Origin of the sequence: Caballeronia sp. Sq4a, assembly GCF_023170545.1 — a bacterium.
GTDB lineage: Bacteria > Pseudomonadota > Gammaproteobacteria > Burkholderiales > Burkholderiaceae > Caballeronia.
In genome coordinates this window covers 1,365,157-1,384,652 of the sequence record NZ_CP084250.1, presented here as the reverse complement: position 1 = coordinate 1,384,652, position 19,496 = coordinate 1,365,157, and the positions used below count along the sequence as shown (strand labels likewise).

At 61.8% G+C, this 19,496-nt stretch carries 14 protein-coding genes; 5 read left to right on the top strand and 9 right to left on the bottom strand.

The annotated features are described in order from the left end of the window. Window positions 1-290: 290 nt before the first annotated feature. From LDZ24_RS06575 to LDZ24_RS06560, 4 genes are all read right to left on the bottom strand, one after another. Window positions 291-1,151 carry a hypothetical protein gene (locus LDZ24_RS06575; RefSeq protein WP_248322189.1) on the bottom strand — a complete coding sequence of 287 codons (861 nt, stop codon included), beginning with the start codon at window positions 1,149-1,151 and terminating at the stop codon, window positions 291-293. 26 nt (window positions 1,152-1,177) lie between these two features. Then, the gene (gene tssI / locus LDZ24_RS06570; protein ID WP_248322188.1) at window positions 1,178-4,933 is read right to left on the bottom strand and encodes a type VI secretion system tip protein TssI/VgrG; all 3,756 of its coding nucleotides are present in this window, start codon (window positions 4,931-4,933) and stop codon (window positions 1,178-1,180) included. Window positions 4,934-4,967: 34 nt separating this feature from the next. Then, complete coding sequence (tssF, locus tag LDZ24_RS06565; RefSeq protein WP_248322187.1) at window positions 4,968-6,854, bottom strand: type VI secretion system baseplate subunit TssF; 1,887 nt, start codon at window positions 6,852-6,854, stop codon at window positions 4,968-4,970. 551 nt (window positions 6,855-7,405) lie between these two features. Then, window positions 7,406-7,552 carry a hypothetical protein gene (locus LDZ24_RS06560; RefSeq protein WP_248322186.1) on the bottom strand — a complete coding sequence of 49 codons (147 nt, stop codon included), beginning with the start codon at window positions 7,550-7,552 and terminating at the stop codon, window positions 7,406-7,408. Between the two features lie 234 nt (window positions 7,553-7,786). Between LDZ24_RS06560 and argE the strand changes: the two genes are divergently transcribed. Next, window positions 7,787-9,019 carry an acetylornithine deacetylase gene (gene argE, locus LDZ24_RS06555; RefSeq protein ID WP_248322185.1) on the top strand — a complete coding sequence of 411 codons (1,233 nt, stop codon included), beginning with the start codon at window positions 7,787-7,789 and terminating at the stop codon, window positions 9,017-9,019. A 28-nt stretch (window positions 9,020-9,047) separates the two neighbouring features. Continuing rightward, a complete protein-coding gene (locus LDZ24_RS06550; protein ID WP_248322184.1) occupies window positions 9,048-10,052 on the top strand; it encodes a threonine/serine dehydratase in 1,005 nt (334 codons plus the stop codon). 52 nt (window positions 10,053-10,104) lie between these two features. Here LDZ24_RS06550 and LDZ24_RS06545 read toward each other — a convergent pair whose 3' ends face one another. From LDZ24_RS06545 to LDZ24_RS06530, 4 genes are all read right to left on the bottom strand, one after another. Next, a complete protein-coding gene (locus tag LDZ24_RS06545; RefSeq protein ID WP_248322290.1) occupies window positions 10,105-10,923 on the bottom strand; it encodes an ABC transporter permease subunit in 819 nt (272 codons plus the stop codon). Next, window positions 10,923-11,831: an ABC transporter permease subunit gene (locus tag LDZ24_RS06540; protein ID WP_175940262.1), complete on the bottom strand. Its 909-nt coding sequence runs from the start codon at window positions 11,829-11,831 to the stop codon at window positions 10,923-10,925. The genes LDZ24_RS06545 and LDZ24_RS06540 overlap by 1 nt, the downstream gene beginning before the upstream one ends. Beyond that, entirely contained in the window at window positions 11,828-13,000 is a 1,173-nt protein-coding gene (locus LDZ24_RS06535; RefSeq protein WP_248322183.1) for an ABC transporter ATP-binding protein, read from the bottom strand. Before LDZ24_RS06535 ends, LDZ24_RS06540 begins: the two co-directional genes overlap by 4 nt. A gap of 121 nt (window positions 13,001-13,121) precedes the next feature. Continuing rightward, the gene (locus LDZ24_RS06530; RefSeq protein WP_248322289.1) at window positions 13,122-14,177 is read right to left on the bottom strand and encodes a polyamine ABC transporter substrate-binding protein; all 1,056 of its coding nucleotides are present in this window, start codon (window positions 14,175-14,177) and stop codon (window positions 13,122-13,124) included. Between the two features lie 576 nt (window positions 14,178-14,753). On the opposite strand from LDZ24_RS06530, the gene LDZ24_RS06525 reads away from it, so the two are divergent. From LDZ24_RS06525 to LDZ24_RS06515, 3 genes are all read left to right on the top strand, one after another. Continuing rightward, window positions 14,754-16,085 carry an Nramp family divalent metal transporter gene (locus LDZ24_RS06525; RefSeq protein WP_248322182.1) on the top strand — a complete coding sequence of 444 codons (1,332 nt, stop codon included), beginning with the start codon at window positions 14,754-14,756 and terminating at the stop codon, window positions 16,083-16,085. A 223-nt stretch (window positions 16,086-16,308) separates the two neighbouring features. Beyond that, a complete protein-coding gene (locus tag LDZ24_RS06520; protein ID WP_248322288.1) occupies window positions 16,309-17,520 on the top strand; it encodes a phospholipase A in 1,212 nt (403 codons plus the stop codon). Window positions 17,521-17,542: 22 nt separating this feature from the next. Beyond that, window positions 17,543-17,746: a DUF1289 domain-containing protein gene (locus tag LDZ24_RS06515; protein WP_159836099.1), complete on the top strand. Its 204-nt coding sequence runs from the start codon at window positions 17,543-17,545 to the stop codon at window positions 17,744-17,746. Between the two features lie 96 nt (window positions 17,747-17,842). Here the strand turns inward: LDZ24_RS06515 and LDZ24_RS06510 are convergent, their stop codons facing one another. Then, entirely contained in the window at window positions 17,843-19,435 is a 1,593-nt protein-coding gene (locus tag LDZ24_RS06510; protein ID WP_248322181.1) for an ABC-F family ATPase, read from the bottom strand. Window positions 19,436-19,496 lie beyond the last annotated feature (61 nt).

The window sequence follows — 19,496 nt, the reverse complement described above, 5'->3', positions numbered from 1 at the left end:
GGGGAGTCGGTATTGGGGCTTGACCTTGTTGTCCAATGTGAAGCCGGATAGTTACGGACGGAGAATGATCATTCGCGTGACCCCTCCCCTACCAATAGCATTACTTACTGACGCTCAGATCACCGACGCAGAAGGCGGCGAATCTCGAACGACCGAGGTCGATTCTCTCAACTATGAAATCAGCGCGGCCGTCCTGAGGAACCTACCGGACTAGGTAGAGTGTCGGAGCGGAGTCACTCGCCTGTTAGCGCACCGCTTTCGTCCCTGGTGGCGCTGAAGAGACAGGCCCTTTAATGCTGCTGTTTCGATCTCAGGTAGTCCGAAAACGCTTCGATCTCGTTGGGCGTCGAGGGATAGTCATGCGGAAACTCAATCATCTGATTGACCGAGTTCATCTCAATCACTCCCTTCAGTTCAGCGGGAGACACAACTCGGAGAACCATCGAAGCTCCGATCGAGTATTGTCCCTTCTTAAAACTCGCTTGTGGAAACACTCTGAATCGCGCGGTTCTCGTCTGCATGCTCGGAATGCACAAAAGATCATTTGGGAATTCACTGGCGTTGAGCATCGCCGAACCGCCAAAAAAACCCGTCCTCAATTCCCGTTGATCGCGTCGCAAACCCGAAGTATCGCTGCGTTTTGCACTCACGGCAATCCACGAACTGCCGGCGATGGGATTGTACGTGCCCTCCCACGTCGCTGGGCTCCGTAGGCATAGCTCTTCTCGCCCGGTGTTTATGAATTCGACAGTGACTAAGAGGGCGCCGTTTGTCGGAGCTATGTTGACAGTGGCGTCGAGCTTTACGATACGATCACCCTTTGCGTAGAACGACCTAATGAACTGGTCAATGATTGGAGTGGGAGTGAGCGGTCCATACTCTTTCGCTCGCTCATACGCAATAGCAATCTTCTGCCGTTCTTGGCTAGTCAACATCCCTTCGAAGATTCCGGCTCCCGGCATCGTTGTGTCCGCAGAGTCGCCTCGCATGATCAGCTTATACGTCTCTTGATGCACTGAAAGCGTAGTCAAAGCTGTATCGCCCTGTGTGTAACCGTTTGTGGAAAAGAAGTAATGATCTGTCGCAGCCATGCTTCCAGTTGTCAAAGAATATAAGAGAATTGTAAAGATTATCCGAATGGTGTAGTTCAATCTGCTAACCAATCTTTTAAATCGAGTCATTGAGCAACCTTCCACGTTGCTCCTGTCTTCTCAGAGAACCACTGTCGTATATGCGTAAGGTAGTAGGGCGGAATGGCAGGTTTATTCGGTCCATATACCCCGTTTCCCATTAACGTGTCCTTTGTAGTCCCTTGCCATACTTCTTTGTTCCGGTTGTTCTTCGCTAACTCCAAGTTGACCTTTTTCTCCTCGTCTAAGTAGGCCTTATGGACCGCCCCCGCTGCCCAATAATATTCGTCAGGGAAGCCGAACAGGTGCCCGACTTCATGGGTATGGACATGCTCGTCCAGGATGGGCTGATCGTCTCCAAAGTTATCACTGTAAACGCATTGCAGTCCCCAGTTTGCTGCGTCAGCGCGATATGCAGTAGGGAACAGATTGACGGATTTGTGCGCCGTCTCGTTCGGATCCTCCAGAAGGAATTCGACCCGGTATCTAACAGGAATCCTGCAATCGCATGAGGCTCCTTTCTTGCAGTCGGCGACGGTAAGGTAGTAGCCATCTTTGTTAAGGACGTCCTCGATTTTGGCTTTGTGTTTCGCGAGGGTTGACGTCAGTTCACTCTTCAAATCGGGAGACAAATCGCGCTTGATCTTCTTGCGTTGCGGGAACAGGTCCGGAAACGATTCTTTGTTCGCGTTATATGCTGAGTCCGCGATGGTCCCATCGGATCGAGTTTCTCGGATTGAGCAGGGGACGACGAGAATGCGAACGGTCGCTGCGATAGATCGAGCATCGGCTTTATATTCGAAGTCCGCGTTTCCACAGTAACTCGCGTAGTTGACAAAATACTGCCCCTTGGTTCCCTGCGGAATATAAGGCGTTCCGTCTTCGTTTACGGCCCAATAGTCGCCGCTCTGTATGTTCAACGCCTTCTTCGAGTCAAGGATACTTGGAAGTGGCGAGCACATTGAACCCGTCGCTTTGGTCGTTGAGTCAGTTGGTTTTGCCGCACCAGAATTCGCCGCACCAGAATTCGCCGCACCAGAATTCCCCGCGCCAGAATTCACCACGCCAGAATTCACCACGCCAGAATTCACCACACCAGAATTCACCACACCAGAACTCTCCGCACCAGAACTCTCCGCACCGGAATTCGCCGCACGCGATTCGGTTGGGTATGGATGAGTTCCTCTAGACTTTGGGTTTATAGGCCCAGTCGGATGCCCGGTCATGGTTGGCGGAGGCACGGCTGCACGAGGTATGAAGTCAGGTGTCGATGCACGGTCTTCGTCGAACTCTGAACTCTCTTCGCACACGTACAGGAAGGGATGCGTTGCCAAAGCTGAGAATCGCGGATACATCGTGCTCGCTTCAACCTTAGCCCATGTCGCGCCTTTTTCGAGGATCGGCCCTGGCGAGCCGTTAACTATTCCGCTACCGCTAATCTGGATGTAAGAGCCACCTGCACCAATCCAGACCTCCTTTTCGGCGGTAATGACTACGCGTCCTTCCGAACTGCTGACGGTAATGTCCTTCAACGCTTGTAGCGCCATCTGGTCACTCAACGCCTTCACTTCGACTCTGCCTTTCGCCGCAATCAACTTCAGCCCAAGCTTATAAGCAAACATCGAAATCGCGCCACGCACGGATGCAAACAACGAGCGCCCGAGCGACACGCTCATGTCCCGCCCAGCGGTGATCGCATGGTCTTCACCGCTCGCCTGATGCGTGCTCTCGGCCGCAGTGGTCGCGATCCCCGCGCTGCTCGCGAGCACCACGTCGGGCCGCGTCATCTCCGGCGACGGATTGTCGTGCGCCTTCGCGCCGCCTTTGATCGCCTCGTTCTGCGCTTTGATGGCTTGCGCCGCGTCGGCCTGGCTTATCTCGGCGGTCTGCGCGAGATGTCGCTGCGCAAGCCGCCCCAACTCCTCATGCTGTCCGCGCGCCTGCGTGAGCCGCGCGACAGTCTGGCCCATGTCCTTGACGGGCGATGTCGCACCGGCGCGTGCCTCGGTGGTCATCAACAGACCAGCGTTGGCACGAAGAACGCCATGCGCCTCGGTCGCCAGTTCGAACCCAACGCCGCGCGCCTCGCCGCGGCCCTTATGCCCGTCGATGCGCGTATTGGAGCCCAGCACCAGCCGCGACTGCGCGTGATCGCTCGCCACCTGAACCTGAAGTTGGCCCGGCGTATCGTCGGTGAGCACGCTATTGGCCGACTGCCCGTTCAAGTCGCGGCTGCGCCAGCCTGAGAGCACGCTATTGCGCGGCAACTCCCACGGCAGTTGATGGTTTTCCGTGCTGTGCGCAGCCATCACGAAAGGCCGGTCCGGATCGCTATCGAAATAGCCGATCTGCACCATCTGCCCCACACGCGGCGTCCACAACGCGCCGTAGCCGGGCCCTTGCCAGGGCGAGGCCACCTGCAGCCAGCAACTTGCCGTGTCGTTGAGCGGACTCACGCGGTCCCAGACGAAATGCACCTTCACGCGCCCATACGGGTCGGTGAGGATCTTGTCCTGATCGTCGAAGCCGACCACCACCGCCATCTCGCCGAAAGCGCGCGGCTTGACCGCCGTCTGCGGCGTGCGATAGAAGGTGTCGGCGGGCACGGCCGTGAAGTGCGTCTCGCACTGATAGCGTCGCTCGAGCGCGCCGCGAGTGGTGACCGTATCGTTGTTGACGATTTCCAATTCCGTCGAGACGACCAGATACTCGCCGTCGCCCGGCGTGAGCGGATAGCCTTCCAGCCGGAACGTGTAGCCGGTCATCAGTCCGCGCAGATTGCCCGAGCCGCTCGCGAGCCGACTTTGCGCGCGATGCGCCTCGACTTTGACCTGCGCCAGATGCTCGGCTTCGAATATCGCATCGTTCGGGCGTCCCGAGACGCCGAGCGGCGTCGCGAGCGGTTGTGCGTAGTCGCCCCAGGCGTACTCTTCGGCGTTGTCCTGCGTGCTCTCGCTGTGCTGCGTGCGCTGCGCGGTGAGCTTCGCGACCGACTGCGTGTAGTCGTAGTCCACCAGCGACACCTTGCCGGTGGTGATGCGACGCGTCACACTGAACGCGTGGATATGTTCTTCGTCGATGCGCTGGCCGCCGCGATCCAGATAGCGCACGGTCTGATACGCCGGCCCATGCTGCTTGAACGAGCCCGGCGAATCGCACAGCACGAGCGTCGCGTCGTCATAGAAGTACGTGATGCCCCATTCTTGCCAGAGCCGGTCGAGAAACGCGTAGTCCGACTCCCACCACTGTCTCTGATAGTCGCGCGCCGGATATCCGCGCTTGCCGAGAAACGGTCCGCTGAGCCGAAACTCGAACGGAATGCTCAGCCGGTTGAGAATCTCCGTCGAAATCTGTTTGATATCGCGGTTTTGGTACGTTCGGCTATCGCGGTTGAGGGTGGCAATCCACAGGCGCGGGCGCAGCTTGAAGCGATAGAACGCGCGCCGCTCGTCCGCGCCGATGGCTTGAGCTTCGGCGATCACGCCGGTGATCTTGCGCACGTCCGCGCCGATGTTGAGCATCGAGGCGCGCGTGGCGCCTTGTACCCACGTGCCGTTGCCTTCTATGGCAATGGATAGCGTGACTTCCTTGCCGGCGAGTTCGTCCAGATCGACCAGTGCCTGCGCCTGCTGCACGGGCAGGTGGGCGTCCTCTACAGTGCTGAGCTCGATGTAGTATTCATAGAGCTTCCCGAGCTCTTCGTTGCCCTTCACGCGCGAGACGACGAGCAACGGCTCGTCGAGCCACTGCGGCAGCGCGCGGCCCGACAAGGCGAGCGTGCGCGGCTGATCGAACCAACTCATGCTGCTACTCCTTTCTTGTTTCTACTTGTGAGACTCAAGCGATGCCTCGTGTACCCATGCGCGGCTGCCATTGCGTAATAAGCCCCCGCTGCACGGACCTGAGCGCCGTGGTCGTATAGCTGTGCGTGGACACGTGCCGCGCGACATAGCGCTCCAGCGCCAAGGCAACCGCATAGGGGCTCACGCCGTCCATGCGCGCCTCATCGAAAGTGAGTGCACATTCGATCGCGCGTCCGTACGGCTGGTCCAACTCGGGCGACAGCAGGCACGTCACCGGTTGCGTGCGCGTGCCGACCAGGGCATCGATCTGACGGCGCTGCGATGCGGCGTCGTCCTTCAGATACAGGCGCAAGAGGCGGCGCAAGCCTTCCGCGGACGATTCATCCGACGACGAATTGAGCGTGTGGTAGTCGAGGTTTAGTTGCCCGTACAACTCCCAGGCCCGCTTGCCGATCGCCATAGCCGGTTTAGGTGCGGTGGGCGCGCGAATTAGTCCGATGCCCGTGATCGGCAGCGTGCGGTCGGCAACCACATCGTTATGTTCGTTGCATTCGATCAGGCAAGGCAGGTCGCGATTGGTGAGCCACGCGTCCAGCGTCAGATAACCGAAGGCTTGCGCAAGCGGCTGGCCGTCCTTGTCCATCAGCGCGAGCAGCGTGCGCGTCTCGGTGAACGGCCGGCGCGTCTCGTACTGACGCTCGTCGTAGTCTGTCTGATTGAGCACCCGACGCAGCGCGAAGTAGCGCGCATCGCGCAGGCGGTCGTCCCGATAGGCGGCGTGATAATCATGAAAGGCCACCGGCGGCGAGTCCTGCCCGGCTTGCGCGCGCACGGCTTGCACCGAATGCACTTCGTAGTCACGTGGCGCGTCGGGCACGGGCGTCAGAACATGCTCACGAGCGGCAGCGTCGATCTTAAGCGGCCCGACAGTTCGCGGAAACAGGTTGATGATCGGCGTGCAGTAAAGGGCGAAGTCCGCCGCGCTTATCCGCTCCGCGAGCGCCCCGAACGGCCGATTCAACAGCACGACGATCTCGGCCTCGGATCCATGAATCGACGCGAGCGCCTTGCTCAGACCGGTCAGGGTGAAAAACCCGAAGCGCGCCGGAAAGCAAAACCACTCGTGCAGCAGATTGTGGCCGTGGAAACGGTCGGGCACGCGCGGCAACAGACTCTGCTCAGGATCCAGCCCCTCGTGAACCACGGCATCGCGGTTGACGCAGTGCAGCCTGCCGTTGGCGAACGCGCCGGGCGCGGCGATAACCGTCGAGATGCTGGCGGTGTGAAGCATTTCGAACAGGTGCGAGGCGGTGGTCTGATCACCTGCCAGATACACCGGCAGGCGGTCCAGGCCGCTTAGCCCGGAGATCGGCATGCCGTTGACGGTGCGCAGCGTGATGCGTAGCGCGCCGAGCACCGCCCGGTCCGCCGGCACGTAGCGATAAAGCATCGGGATGTCGGGCGGTGGAGCGTTGATGGCGCGAACCCGCGCGATGTCGAGCGGGAAAATCCTCACGTCCTGACTGCTGCGAAACTCGCATGCAGTCTGAGCTTCGTTGACCATCGAGGAACTGAACGCGGTGCCACGGGGCAGCAGAAGGCCGTCGTGACGATGCCCGTCGCCGTCCTTGGGGAACGCACGCGCCATCGCCATCGAAGGAATGGGCGTGACGTAGTTGGGGTAGGTCACCGCCAACAACGGCTGAATGAAGTCAGGAAACGCGTCCTCGATGCGTTGCGCGCCACGCGCCATGACGAAGGCAAACGTTTCGAGCAGCCTTTGAACGAAGGGATCGGCAACTTCGTTCTCGCTGATGCCCAGCCGTCGGCCGATCTTTGCATGATCGTTGCCGAATTCATGCGCGCTTGCTTCGATATAGCGCAGTTGCTCCAGATACTGCTCGAGAAAGCGCGGATCCATGACTATCGCTTATCGCTGGAGCGACCGGATGCTGCATTGATGCTCGGCTTGACGAATCGGACTGGCATGCGACTGAGCTAGGGACAGACGCGGAAGAGTTTGCCATCCTAAACATCGTTTTGTCTCTCGCTGCAATGAAACGTGACAGAAACGGATGATGTCTAGGCGCGCCGTCTGGAAAGGCTCGTCCACCGAAGGTTTAGCGTAATGCAGGTTAGAGATTGGACCAACAGCGCGACGCTGCATTCGAGCCGCCGCCGCTTTTGTTCTTTGAAACACTCTTGTCGCTGTCGGTGAGCGCAGACGACGATGAGGGGTGACCTGGAAAGGATGACGACGGTGGACTGGAACCGGTCGAACGCAAGTCTTATCTTTGTATTCAACGCCACCTGACAGAATTATCTGGCTCAGACACATAGGTGACGGGCTATCTCGGGGGGTCTCATGCGGGCTACGCCTGACGCAGTTCGACCACGCGCGCCTCGACATCGGCCGCCGTACGCTACGGCTATGGACGAACGCCGACATCGATCGGCAGTCGCGGCGTCGCCCTACTCGTAGTGCCCGATCCAGTTGTAACCGGCCTTCGGACTAATGCGGTACTGACGACACGAGGCGCGTTGATTGGCACCTTCTTGGCTGGCCAGGTTCGCGAATCCAAGCCGCAGTTGCTTCATGGCTTTGCTATCCAGGTCCACGACCGACTCCTGGGCGAACCATTCATCGGAATGTTACCTATGTTTTGACACACCCGCTACCCATGTCGCCGCCCTGCTCTGCAGCAAAGAACGTGACCCGCGTGCGCGTAAAGGCAAACCATGGGCCAGTACGAAACAAGTGCCCCGACGGCCGAAATCGCAATCAATAAAACGCGCTTCGACCGGCCCCTTTTTTTTCAGCTATGATCGAACCCTACCCGCAGGAGAGAAAAAATGTCACAGGTCGCTGACCCGGCGCATCGGCAGCAAGAAGCCGCAGCAAGCTCGAGCAACCCCCAATCCCTGCCGTGGATCGAACGGCTCATTTCCTTCGATACGGTAAGCCGCAATCCCAACCTCGGCCTGATCGAAACCGTCCGCGACGACTTGCGCAAATCGGGCATCGAAGCCGTCATCACGACCGACCCGCGCGGCCAGTGGGCGAATCTCTTCGCGACCGTGCCCGCGCACGACGGCGAGACCAACGGCGGCATCGTGCTGTCGGGTCATACCGATGTCGTGCCGGTCGACGGCCAGGACTGGACAAGCGATCCGTTCAAACCCGAAGTCCGCGACGGCCTGCTCTACGGCCGCGGCGCGTGCGACATGAAAGGCTTCATCGGCGCGGCGCTCGCAATGCTGCCCGTCATGCAGTCGACGAAGCTCGCCAAGCCCATTCACTTCGCGCTTTCCTATGACGAAGAAATCGGCTGCGCAGGCGCGCCGCTGATGATCGAAGACCTCAAGAAGCGCGGCGTGCGTCCGGACGGCTGCATCGTCGGCGAACCGACGTCCATGCGCCCGATCATCGCGCACAAAGGCATCAACGCGTTTCGCTGCTGCGTGCGCGGCGCGGCGGCGCATTCGTCTCTGACGCCGAAGGGCCTCAACGCCATCGAATATGCGGCGCGCCTGATTTGCTTCATCCGCGATGTCGCCGACGAATTCCGCGCCAAAGGCCCGTTCGACGAACTGTACGACGTGCCCTTCACCACCGCGCAGACGAGCACCATCAAGGGCGGCAACGCGCTGAACACCGTGCCCGCCGAATGCAGCTTCGACTTCGAATTCCGCAATCTCCCGACGATGGACCCGGAAGCCATCTTCGCGCGCATCGAGTCGTACACGCGCGAGACGCTCGTGCCGAAGATGCAGAAGGAGCACGCGAACGGCGCGATCGAGTTCTCCAAGATCGCGTCGGCGCCGGGGCTCGATGCCACCGAGCAGGCCGCCATCACGCAACTCGTGCGCGCGCTCACCGGCAACCAGGAAAAGCGCAAGGTCGCGTACGGCACCGAGGCGGGACTCTTCGCGCTCGCGGGCGTGCCGAGCATCGTGTGCGGGCCCGGCAACATCGAGCAGGCGCACAAGGCGAACGAGTACGTGTCGCTCGAACAACTCGCCGCTTGCGAAGCGTTCCTCGGCAAGTTCATTCACAGCATGTCGGTCGACGCGCAGGCGCGCTGATCGTTCATCGGAAAACGCATTGCACGCCATGTCCAGCGCGATACAGCCTACCGACAACACGATCGACGGCACGCCGATCCCGACCCTGGACGAGATCGCCGAACAGCATATGGCGCTCGCGCCGTGGGTCGCGCGCACGCCGGTGTTCGAGCGGCACGACTTTCCGAAGCTGGAAGGCACGCCCGTCACGTTCAAGTTCGAGCTGTTGCAGGCAAGCGGCACGTTCAAGGCGCGCGGCGCGTTCTCGAGCATCCTCGCGCTGACCCAGAGCGAGCGTGCCGCGGGCGTCACCTGCGTGTCGGCGGGCAATCACGCGGTCGCCGTCGCCTACGCGGCGCAGCGCATGGGCGTCGGCGCAAAGGTCGTCATCATCAAAACGGCGAACCCGGCGCGCGTCGAGTTGTGCCGGCGCTTCGGCGCGGAGATCGTGTTCGCGGAGAACGTCGCTGAAGCATTCGATGTCGTGCGGCGCGTCGAAGCGGAAGAAGGACGCGTGTTCATCCATCCGTTCAACGGTTATCGCACGGTGCTCGGCACCGCGACGCTCGGCTATGAGTGGACGTCGCAAGCGCCCGATCTGGATGCGGTCATCGTGCCGATCGGCGGCGGCGGGCTCGCGGCGGGCGTCTCGACCGCGATGCGCCTCGCGAATCCCGCGCTGCACGTGTACGGCGTGGAGCCGGAAGGATCGGATGCGATGAGCCGCAGTTTCGCGGCCAACCATACGGTGAAGATGGGCACGATGCACAGCATCGCCGATTCGCTGATGGCCCCGCATACCGAGCAGTACAGCTACGAGTTGTGTCGCCGTCACATCGACGCCGTCGTGACCGTGTCGGACAGCGAGTTGCGCAACGGCATGCGCCAGTTGTTCAGCGAACTGAAGCTGGCGGTCGAGCCGGCGTGCGCTGCGTCCACCGCCGCCCTGCTCGGCCCGTTGCGCGAGACCTTGCAAGGCAAGCGCGTCGGCCTCCTGCTCTGCGGGACCAACACCGACGCCGACACGTTCGCGAAGCATATCGCCACGCCCTGATGTGCAAACGGCCCCTTCCGGGGCCGTTTTGTCGCTTGCACGCGTGAACGCGTCAACTCACCGCCGCGAGCCGCCGCCGCTCGCTGCGCTGCATGAAGACATTTGCCGCGATCACCCCCACCGTTACCAGCGCGATAAAGAGCGTGGCCAACGCATTCATCTCCGGATTCAGGCCGAGACGCACGCGCGAAAACACGACGAGCGGCAGTGTCGTCGATCCCGGTCCGGACAGGAACGCCGACAGCACGAGGTCGTCGATGGACAGCGTGAACGACAGCAGCCAGCCGGCGACGAGCGCCTGCGAGATGAGCGGCAACGTGATCGCGAAGAACACGCGCAGCGGCGTCGCGCCGAGATCGAGCGCGGCTTCCTCGAGCGACGGATTCAGTTCCCGCACGCGCGATTCCACGATGATCGCGACATACGAGATGCACAGCATCACATGCCCGATCCAGATGGTGAAGATTCCGCGCCCCGCCGGCCAGCCGATCAGCTTCGCCATTTCGACGAACAGCAGCAGCAGCGAGATGCCCTGAATGACTTCGGGAATCACGAGCGGCGCGTTGATCATGCCGGTGTACAGCGTGAAGCCGCGAAAGCGCCCCATGCGCGCGAGCACGAAGCCCGCCCATGTGCCGATGACGACCGACGCGCACGCCGTCAGAAACGCGATGCGCAGCGACAGCCACGCGGCGTTGATGAGTTCGTCGTCGGACCACAGCGCGCGATACCACTTCAGCGAGAACTCGGTCCACACGGTGACGAGCGGCGAGTCGTTGAACGAGTACACGACGAGGCTGATGATCGGGATATACAGAAACGCGAACCCGATTGCCAACGCCGTGATTTGCAGCGAACGGCTCGGCTTGATCATCGGTTTTCCTCCAGTTGCTTCGCCTGGAAGTGCTGGAAAAGCGCCATCGGCACGAGCAGCAGCAGGACCATCGCGCAGGTGACGGCCGAAGCCATCGGCCAGTCGGCGTTATCGAAGAACTCGTTCCACATGACGCGGCCGATCATCAGCGTATCCGCGCCGCCGAGCAGTTCCGGAATCACGTACTCGCCCACCGCCGGAATGAACACGAGCAGGCATCCCGCGATAATGCCGTTCTTCGACAGCGGCAGCGTGATCTGCACGAATGCCTTCCACGGTTTCGCGCCGAGGTCGTAGGCGGCTTCGAGCAAGGTCAGGTCCATTTTCACGAGATGCGCGTAGAGCGGCATCACGAGAAACGGCAGATACGAATACACCATGCCGATATAGACGGCGATATTTGTGTGGTATAGCTCGATCGGCGTATGAATCAGGCCGATGGACATCAGGAAGTTATTCAGGAGTCCGTTGTTCTTGAGAATGCCGATCCACGCGTACACGCGAATCAGGAACGAGGTCCAGAACGGCAGCATCACGGCCATCATCAGCACATTGCGCGTGGCCGGATTAGAACGCGCGATGTAATACGCCATCGGATACCCGATCAGAAGGCACAGCACCGTCGACACCGCCGCGACCAGCAGCGAATTCATGTAGGTCGCGAAGTACAGGCTGTCCGTCAACAGGAACGCGTAGTGCGAGAAATCCAGCGCGATGTTCATCACGCCGTCTTTCATCGCGACGAGTTGCGTATACGGGGGAATGCCGAGTTCGCTGTCCGCGAAGCTGATCTTCACGACCAGCAGGAACGGCACGAAGAACAGCAGCAACAGCCACAGATACGGCCCGGCGATGACCGCGGTGCGCCCGCTCACGCCGATGCGCTTGAGCACGTTCATCATCATGACGTCAGCACCACGCCCGCCGACGCGCTCCAGCGCACGTAGACTTCGTCATCGAAAGTCGGCGATTCGATCTCGCCGATCGCGAGGCTCGACAGATTCGCGACCACGGTTTTGCCGCTTTCCAGCGTCACGTGATAGAGCGTGTAGCCGCCCATATAAGCGATGTTGCTGATCTTGCCGCGGCCCCAGTTGAACGCGCCTTCGGGCGGCTTGCGCGTGAGCGCGATGCGCTCGGGGCGCACGGAAATGGTCACCGGCATGCCGAGCGGCCCGGTGATGCCGTGGCTCACGTACAGGCGCACCGGCAGTTCCGCCGATTCCACGAAGATGTGGTCCGGCTCGTCTTCGACCACCGTGCCGTCGAAGAGATTCGTCGAACCGATGAACTGCGCCGAGAAACGTGTATTCGGATACTCGTAGACATCATGCGGCGTGCCGAGCTGCACGATGCGGCCTTCGCTCATCACGGCGAGGCGGTTCGCCATGGTCATCGCTTCTTCCTGGTCGTGCGTGACCATGATGCAGGTGACGCCGACCTTGTCGAGAATGTTCACGAGCTCCATCTGCGTGCGCTGGCGAATCTGCTTGTCGAGCGCGGACATCGGCTCGTCGAGCAGCAGCAACTTCGGACGCTTGACGAGACTGCGCGCGAGCGCCACGCGCTGCTGCTGGCCGCCGGAAAGCTGATGCGGCTTGCGCTTTGCGAACTGCGCCATCTGCACGAGTTGCAGCGCGTTCTCCACGCGGTCTTTCAGCTCGCCGCCTTTCACGCCTTCCTGCTTCAGCCCGAACGCGACGTTCGACTCCACGCTCATGTGCGGAAAGAGCGCGTACGACTGGAACATCATGTTGACCGGCCGGCGATACGGCGGCATTTTGGCGAGGTCTTCGCCGTCGATCAGAATCTGCCCTTCCGTCACGGATTCGAGGCCCGCCAGCATGCGCAGCAGCGTCGACTTTCCGCATCCGGAACTGCCGAGCAGCGCGAAAAGCTCGCCCTTCCTCACCGACAGATCGACGCCCCGAACGGCCACCGTCTCGCCGAATTTCTTGACGACGTTCACGACCTGCACGAAGTTGTCGTCCGTGCCCGGACCGGATGCCGCACTGCCCGGCTGCGGCCGGCCCGATTGTGGCGCTGCCTTCAACGCGCTCGACTGCTCACTCATGATTGCCTGTTCGACTCCTGCGTCTGTGGTTCGCCGCTTTCACTTTCGCCGACGAATCACGAACAAAGCCCCCGGAGGTCCGAGGGCTTCGTCATTTCAATGAATAACCGGTTCTCTCGACTCAGCGGCCGGACTTGAATTCCGTCCAGAGCCGCGTCTGCAGACGCTGGATCTCGGGCGGCAGCGGCTTCAGCAGGAACAGGGTCTTGATGACGTCCTGCGGCGGATACACCGCCGGGTCGTTCGCCACGTCCTTGTCCACGTACTTGCGCGCTTCCAGATTCGCGCTCGGGTAGTACACGGCGTTCGTGATCGCGGCATGGACCTGCGGCGTCTCGATGTAGTTGATCCACTCGTGCGCGGCTTCCTTGTTCTTCGCGTCCTTCGGAATCGCCATCACGTCGAACCAGATCGGCGCGCCGCCCTTCGGAATGTAGTAATCGATCTTGAACGGTTTCTTCGCCTCGATCGCGCGGTGCTTGGCGATCACCACGTCGCCCGACCAACCGTATGTGAAGCAGATATCGCCGCCGACCATGTCGTTGATATAGCCCGACGAATTGAACTGCGTGATGTAGGGGCGAATCTTCTTCAGCATCGCGAGTGCTTCGCGATAGTCGGCGGGATTCGTGCTCATCGGATCCTTGCCGATGTAGTGCAGCGCGGCCGCGAACATCTGGTCCGGCGCGTCGAGCACGGACACCCCGCACGCCTTCAGCTTCGAGATGTTCTCCGGCTTGAAGAGGATGTCCCAGTTGTTCAGCTCGGCGTTCGGGCCGAGGATCTGCTTCACCTTGTCGACGTTATAGCCGAGGCCGGTCGTGCCGTACGCCCAAGGCACCGCGAATTTGTTGCCGGGGTCCGCGCCCGCGACGAGTTGCATCAACGTGGGATCGAGATACTTCAAATTCGGCAGCTTCGACTTGTCGAGCGGCGAGAAGATGTTCGCGGCAATCTGCTTGCCGGCGTAGTTGCTCGTCGGCACGACGATATCGTAGCCCGAGTTGCCCGTGAGCAGCTTCGCCTGCAGCGTGTCGTCGCTATCGTAGTTGTCGTACTTCACCTTGATGCCCGTCTGCTTGGTGAAGTTCGGGATCGTGTCCTTGGCGATGTAGTCCGACCAGTTGTACACGTTGAGTTGCGTATCTTTCGCCGATGCCCCGAGCGGAAGCAGCATCGCCGCGCACCCGAGCGCGCCCGCGAGCTTCGCCAGTTTGTTGTTCATCTCGATTCTCCCTTGTTCCGACTTCTCGATGGCATCGCGCACGCGGTACGGCTCTTCTGGTCGAGCGGCCCGCGACAGCCTGTAAAACCCCGAAAACTACCACTAAACCGAAGTGCGACAAAAAATAATGCGCCGCTTGTCGCGCAAAGCACACGGGCGACGGCGCCAACGCCCTTCGCCCGTAAAAGTGCGCGCATTTTAGCCCCTAATCGCCCCGCGCGACACCGGATAAAACCACGCGCTTCGGTTCGGCCGCGCCGAAAGGCCGCAGTAATGTCATCACATGTGACGTTCGCCCGTCCGCCGGTCGCGTGCCCTTCTCGTTCCGCCGCGAAAAGCGGCGCGTGGCGCTTTCGGACCTCGCCCGAGGGGGCAGCGGAACAGTCGTTGCTTAACCAACCGGCGTGCGTCGCGGGAAAGCGTCGCCGTCGTGGCATCCGTCACGCTTATCCGTCACGCACGATGCCGCGGCGGCCTCGGGAACCGCCCGAGCGCGCCGTCGCACCGCACCTCGAGGCCACCGTCTGCATGAACACCAACCCGTCCGCGCTTGCTCAACTCTCCGCCTCGAAGTCCGGCGCACCGTCCCGCCCCGGCACGCGCGATCTCCCGCCCCGGCGGCCGCGCGGCCGCTGGTATTCGTTCGCCGGAGCCGGCGCGCTCGTCGCCGTCGGCTACATGGACCCGGGCAACTGGGCGACGGCGCTTTCCAGCGGCGCGCGTTACGGCTATCAGTTGCTCTTCGTCGTGCTGCTCGCGAGCCTGATGGGCATGCTGCTCCAGTGGGTCGCCTCGCGCGTCGGCGTCGTGACCGGCCGCGATCTCGCGCAGCTTTGCCGCGAGCGCTACAGCCGCCGCACGACCATCGTGCTGTGGCTCGCGTGCGAAGTCGCGATCATCGCGTGCGACGTCGCCGAGGTGGTCGGCAGCGCCGTCGCGTTGCAGATGCTGCTCGGCGTCTCGCTCACGGTGGGCGTGCTGATGTCGGCGGTCGGCACGTTCGCGATGCTCGCGCTGCAAAGCCGCGGCAAGCGGCGGTTGCAGCGCGCCGTGACCGCGCTGATCCTGTTCGTGAGCTTCTGCTTCGTGATCCAGCTTGCGCTCGCGCATCCGGCGTGGCACGAGGCGCTGGCAGGCTTCGCGCCGCCGCGCGCCCTGATTCGCGACGCCGGCATGCTCTGGCTCGCGGCCGGCGTGCTCGGCGCGACCGTGATGCCGCACAACCTCTATCTGCATTCGTCGCTCGTGCGGGACCATGCGGCGGACCGCGACGACGAAGCCATCGGCGACGCGCTCAAAGGTGTGAACATCGACACGTTCGCGTCGCTTGCGATTGCGTTCATCGTCAACGCGTCGCTGCTGATCGTGGCCGCCGCCGTCTTCCACGCGGGCGGCCACGCCGAAGTCGACGATCTCGCGGACGCGCATCGGCTCATCGCGCCGCTCGTCGGCAGTCACTGGGCGGGCATTGCGTTCGCGTCGGCGCTGCTCGCGTGCGGACTCAACGCGACGGTGACCGGCACGCTCGCCGGCCAGGCCGTGATGGAAGGCTTTCTGAATCTGAAAGTGGCGCGCTGGGCGCGGGCGCTGCTCACGCGCGGCCTCGCCATCGGCCCCGCGCTCGCGGCGGTCGCGAGCTTCGGTCCGCATGGCTCGAACTCGCTGCTCGTCGCGACGCAGGTCGTGTTGAGCGTGCAGTTGCCGCTCGCGGTGATCCCGCTCGTGCGCTTCGCTTCGGATGCCGGGCTCATGGGCCGCTGGCGCGTCGCGCGGGTGCCGCTCCTGCTGTCGTGGGGCTGCGCGGGCGTGATCGTCGCGCTCAATGCCGCGATGCTGTGGCAAGCGGCGACGGGCCACTGAACGTTCGACATCGCGGACAACACAGCGCCGGCGTCTGGGCAAGGTCGGCGTCATCCGGTTAGGATCGAAAGTTCGTGCTCTTCGTCGGACGCATAAAGACCGCAGCGACACCGCAGTCCGACGATCTCCCCTTTGCCAACAGGATGCCGACTACATGGCCTCAGGCCCCCGTTTGCTTGCGATTCCGTTCCTCCACCTCCGAATCCGCCGCACGCTGCGGTGCATGTGCCTTGTGTCGGGTCTCTCGATCGGCACCGCCGCGCACGCGACCGTCGCCGTGCTGCAACCGGCGCGCGAAGCGGCCGCCACGCAGCCGCTCGAACTGACGCTTCTCTACACCGACGACGACGAGAAGCCGCTCACCGTGGACGTGCCGAAGCAGCTCACCGTGCGCCTGACCAACGGCGATCTGCCGCCCGCGCCGCTCGTCCTCGCGCGCGATCCGAAGACGCCAGATCGACTGCGACTCGCGCCGGGACAGTATCGGCGCGTGCGTTATTCCGCGCCGTGGCCGGACTCGGCGCGCGGCACCATCAAGATCGATCCGGTGGGCTTCGATGCCTCGCCGATGCTCGTCACGCTGAACCGGGGCGAGGATCAGACGCAGGTGGTCGCCGCCGAGAAGCGCGAGACGCAAGCGGCGACGCCGACGCAACTCGCGAGCGCGGCCGCCGTTGCAAACACGTCGGACGTGCCGACCACGACGACCGACACCATGCTCTCCGGCCGCTTCTCGACCTTCGAGCCGATCTACTTCGCCGACGGCCGCAACGGCGACAATCTCGCCAAGTTCCAGTTCAGCTTCAAATACCGGCTGCATCTGCCCGACGATCCGCGCTCGCGCGGCTTTCTCGACAACCTGTATTTCGCGTACACGCAGACGTCGATCTGGAATCTGTCGGCGCCGTCCGCGCCCTTTCGCGACACGAGCTATCAGCCGCAGCTTTTCTACTACGTGCAGGACACCGGCTGGAAGAGCCCGCTGTTTACGCGCATGGGCGTCGCGGCGGGAATCGGGCATGAGTCGAACGGGCGAAGCGGCCCCGAGTCGCGCGCGATCAACATCGCGTTCGTTCGACCGACCTGGGATTTCGGCGACCTCAACAGCAATCACCTGACGCTATCGCCGAAGTTCTACTACTACCTGTCGAAGAGCGGCAACGAAGATATCGCGGATTACCGCGGCTATGTCGATTTCCTCGTGAAATACGGCAGCCCGGATAGCTGGCAACTCGCGACCACGCTGCGCAAGGGCACGAAGCACTGGTACGGCAGCGTCGAATCGCAACTGACCTATCCGCTCGCGAAGCTGATCGGCAGCGCGTGGGGCGGCTATCTGTTCGCGAGCTATTTCAACGGCTACGGCGAGGACATTCTGGACTACAACCAGCGGCATCACTGGATCGCGCGGATAGGCTACAGTATTGCCCGCTGATTCATTTCCGACGATCCCGCTCATGTCCTCGATTCTCCACGACCTTCCCGACAGCCCTTGCATCGGCGTGTGCTCCACGCTTTTCGACGAGGTCTGCAAAGGCTGCGGCCGCACGGCGGGCGAAGTCTCGAACTGGGTTTTCCTGAGCGACGAGGAAAAGCGCGCGATCTGGGAGCGGATCACGCGCGAAGGAACGGCGATGCGGTTTCGGAACGACAAGCTGTGAGCGTTGGGCGGTCGCCCGACACAGCAAAACCGGCGTCTAAAAACGAAAAAAGCCGCGAACGCGGCTTTTCCCTCTTCTTCGGCCGAACTTGCCGGCTTACTGAATCCCCTGGCTCGCCAGGAAATCCTCGTAATTGCCGCCGAAGTCCCGCAGCGTGCCGTCCGTCTTCACCTCGATGATCCGGTTCGCCAGCCCGCTCACGAATTCACGGTCGTGCGACACGAAGATGAGCGTGCCTTCGTACTTGTCCAGCGCGATCTGCAGCGACTCGATCGACTCCATGTCCATGTGGTTGGTCGGCTCGTCCATCAGGAGCACGTTGTGGCGGCCGAGCATCAGCTTGCCCCAGATCATGCGGCCCTTCTCGCCGCCCGACAGCACCTTCACGTTCTTCTTGATGTCGTCCGCGTTGAACAGCAGCCGGCCGAGCGTGCCGCGCACCATCTGGTCGTCGTCGCCTTCCTGACGGTACTGGTCGACCCACTCGGTCAGCGTCTCGTCCTTCGGGAACTCTTCGTACGTGTCCTGCGGCATGTAGCCGACGTTCGCGTTTTCCGCCCACTTGACCGTGCCGCCGTCCAGTTCGAGCGCGCCCTTCAGCGCCTTGAGCAGCGTGGTCTTGCCCGCGCCGTTCTCGCCGATGATCGCAATGCGTTCGCCCGGCTGCACGCTCAAGCTGAAGTTCTGGAAGATGGTCCGGTCGTACTTCTTCGTGATGCTTTCGGCCACCACCGCGATGTTATGCAGCTTCTTCTCGAAGTCGAAGCGGATGAACGGGTTCTGCCGCGACGACGGCTTGAATTCCTCGATCTTGATCTTGTCGATCATCTTCAGGCGGCTGGTGGCCTGGCGCGCCTTCGACTTGTTGGCCGAGAAGCGGCGCACGAAGTCTTGGAGATCGGCCACGCGTTCCTTCGCCTTGGCGTTCGCGGCCTGCTGACGCTCGCGCGCCTGCGTGCTCGCGAGCATGTAGTCGTCGTAGTTGCCCGGCCAGATTTTCAGCGTGCCGTAGTCCATGTCTGCCATGTGCGTGCAGACCTGGTTCAGGAAGTGCCGATCGTGCGAGATGATGATCATCGTCGAGTTGTACTGGTTGAGCACGTCTTCCAGCCAACGGATCGAGTTGATGTCGAGGTTGTTGGTCGGCTCGTCGAGCAGCAGCACGTCGGGCTTCGAGAACAGCGCCTGCGCGAGCAGCACGCGCAGCTTCCAGCCCGGCGCGATGTTGCTCATCGGGCCGTTGTGATCGGCAATGTTGATGCCGATGCCGAGCAGCAGTTCGCCCGCGCGCGCTTCCGCCGTGTAGCCGTCGTATTCCGCGAACTTCGCTTCGAGTTCGGCGGCGCGCATGTAGTCGTCGTCGGTGGCGTCCGGGTTCGCGTAGATCGCGTCGCGCTCGGTCATCGCGGCCCACATTTCGGTGTGGCCCATCATGACGACGTCGAGCACGCGCATGTCTTCGTACGCGAACTGATCCTGACGCAACTTGCCGAGACGCACGTTCGGCTCCAGCATGACGTTGCCGGAAGTGGGTTCGAGATCGCCGCCCAGAATCTTCATGAACGTCGACTTGCCGCAGCCGTTCGCCCCGATCAGGCCATAGCGATTGCCTTCGCCGAACTTGACCGAGATGTTCTCGAAGAGGGGCTTGGGCCCGAATTGCATGGTGATATTGGCGGTAGACAGCACGGCGCGTCCTTTCGAATGGAGTACGGCGAAAAACCTGAGATTTTAGCAGCTTTTGACGGCT

What these genes read in the sequence shown, in the direction of transcription:
- tssI (WP_248322188.1), bottom strand. Translation starts at nt 4,933, where the DNA reads ATGAGTTGGTTCGATCAGCCGCGCACGCTCGCCTTGTCGGGCCGCGCG.
- tssF (WP_248322187.1), bottom strand. Translation starts at nt 6,854, where the DNA reads ATGGATCCGCGCTTTCTCGAGCAGTATCTGGAGCAACTGCGCTATATC.
- argE (WP_248322185.1), top strand. Translation starts at nt 7,787, where the DNA reads ATGTCACAGGTCGCTGACCCGGCGCATCGGCAGCAAGAAGCCGCAGCA.
- LDZ24_RS06550 (WP_248322184.1), top strand. Translation starts at nt 9,048, where the DNA reads ATGTCCAGCGCGATACAGCCTACCGACAACACGATCGACGGCACGCCG.
- LDZ24_RS06540 (WP_175940262.1), bottom strand. Translation starts at nt 11,831, where the DNA reads ATGATGATGAACGTGCTCAAGCGCATCGGCGTGAGCGGGCGCACCGCG.
- LDZ24_RS06535 (WP_248322183.1), bottom strand. Translation starts at nt 13,000, where the DNA reads ATGAGTGAGCAGTCGAGCGCGTTGAAGGCAGCGCCACAATCGGGCCGG.
- LDZ24_RS06530 (WP_248322289.1), bottom strand. Translation starts at nt 14,177, where the DNA reads ATGCTGCTTCCGCTCGGGGCATCGGCGAAAGATACGCAACTCAACGTG.
- LDZ24_RS06525 (WP_248322182.1), top strand. Translation starts at nt 14,754, where the DNA reads ATGAACACCAACCCGTCCGCGCTTGCTCAACTCTCCGCCTCGAAGTCC.
- LDZ24_RS06520 (WP_248322288.1), top strand. Translation starts at nt 16,309, where the DNA reads ATGTGCCTTGTGTCGGGTCTCTCGATCGGCACCGCCGCGCACGCGACC.
- LDZ24_RS06515 (WP_159836099.1), top strand. Translation starts at nt 17,543, where the DNA reads ATGTCCTCGATTCTCCACGACCTTCCCGACAGCCCTTGCATCGGCGTG.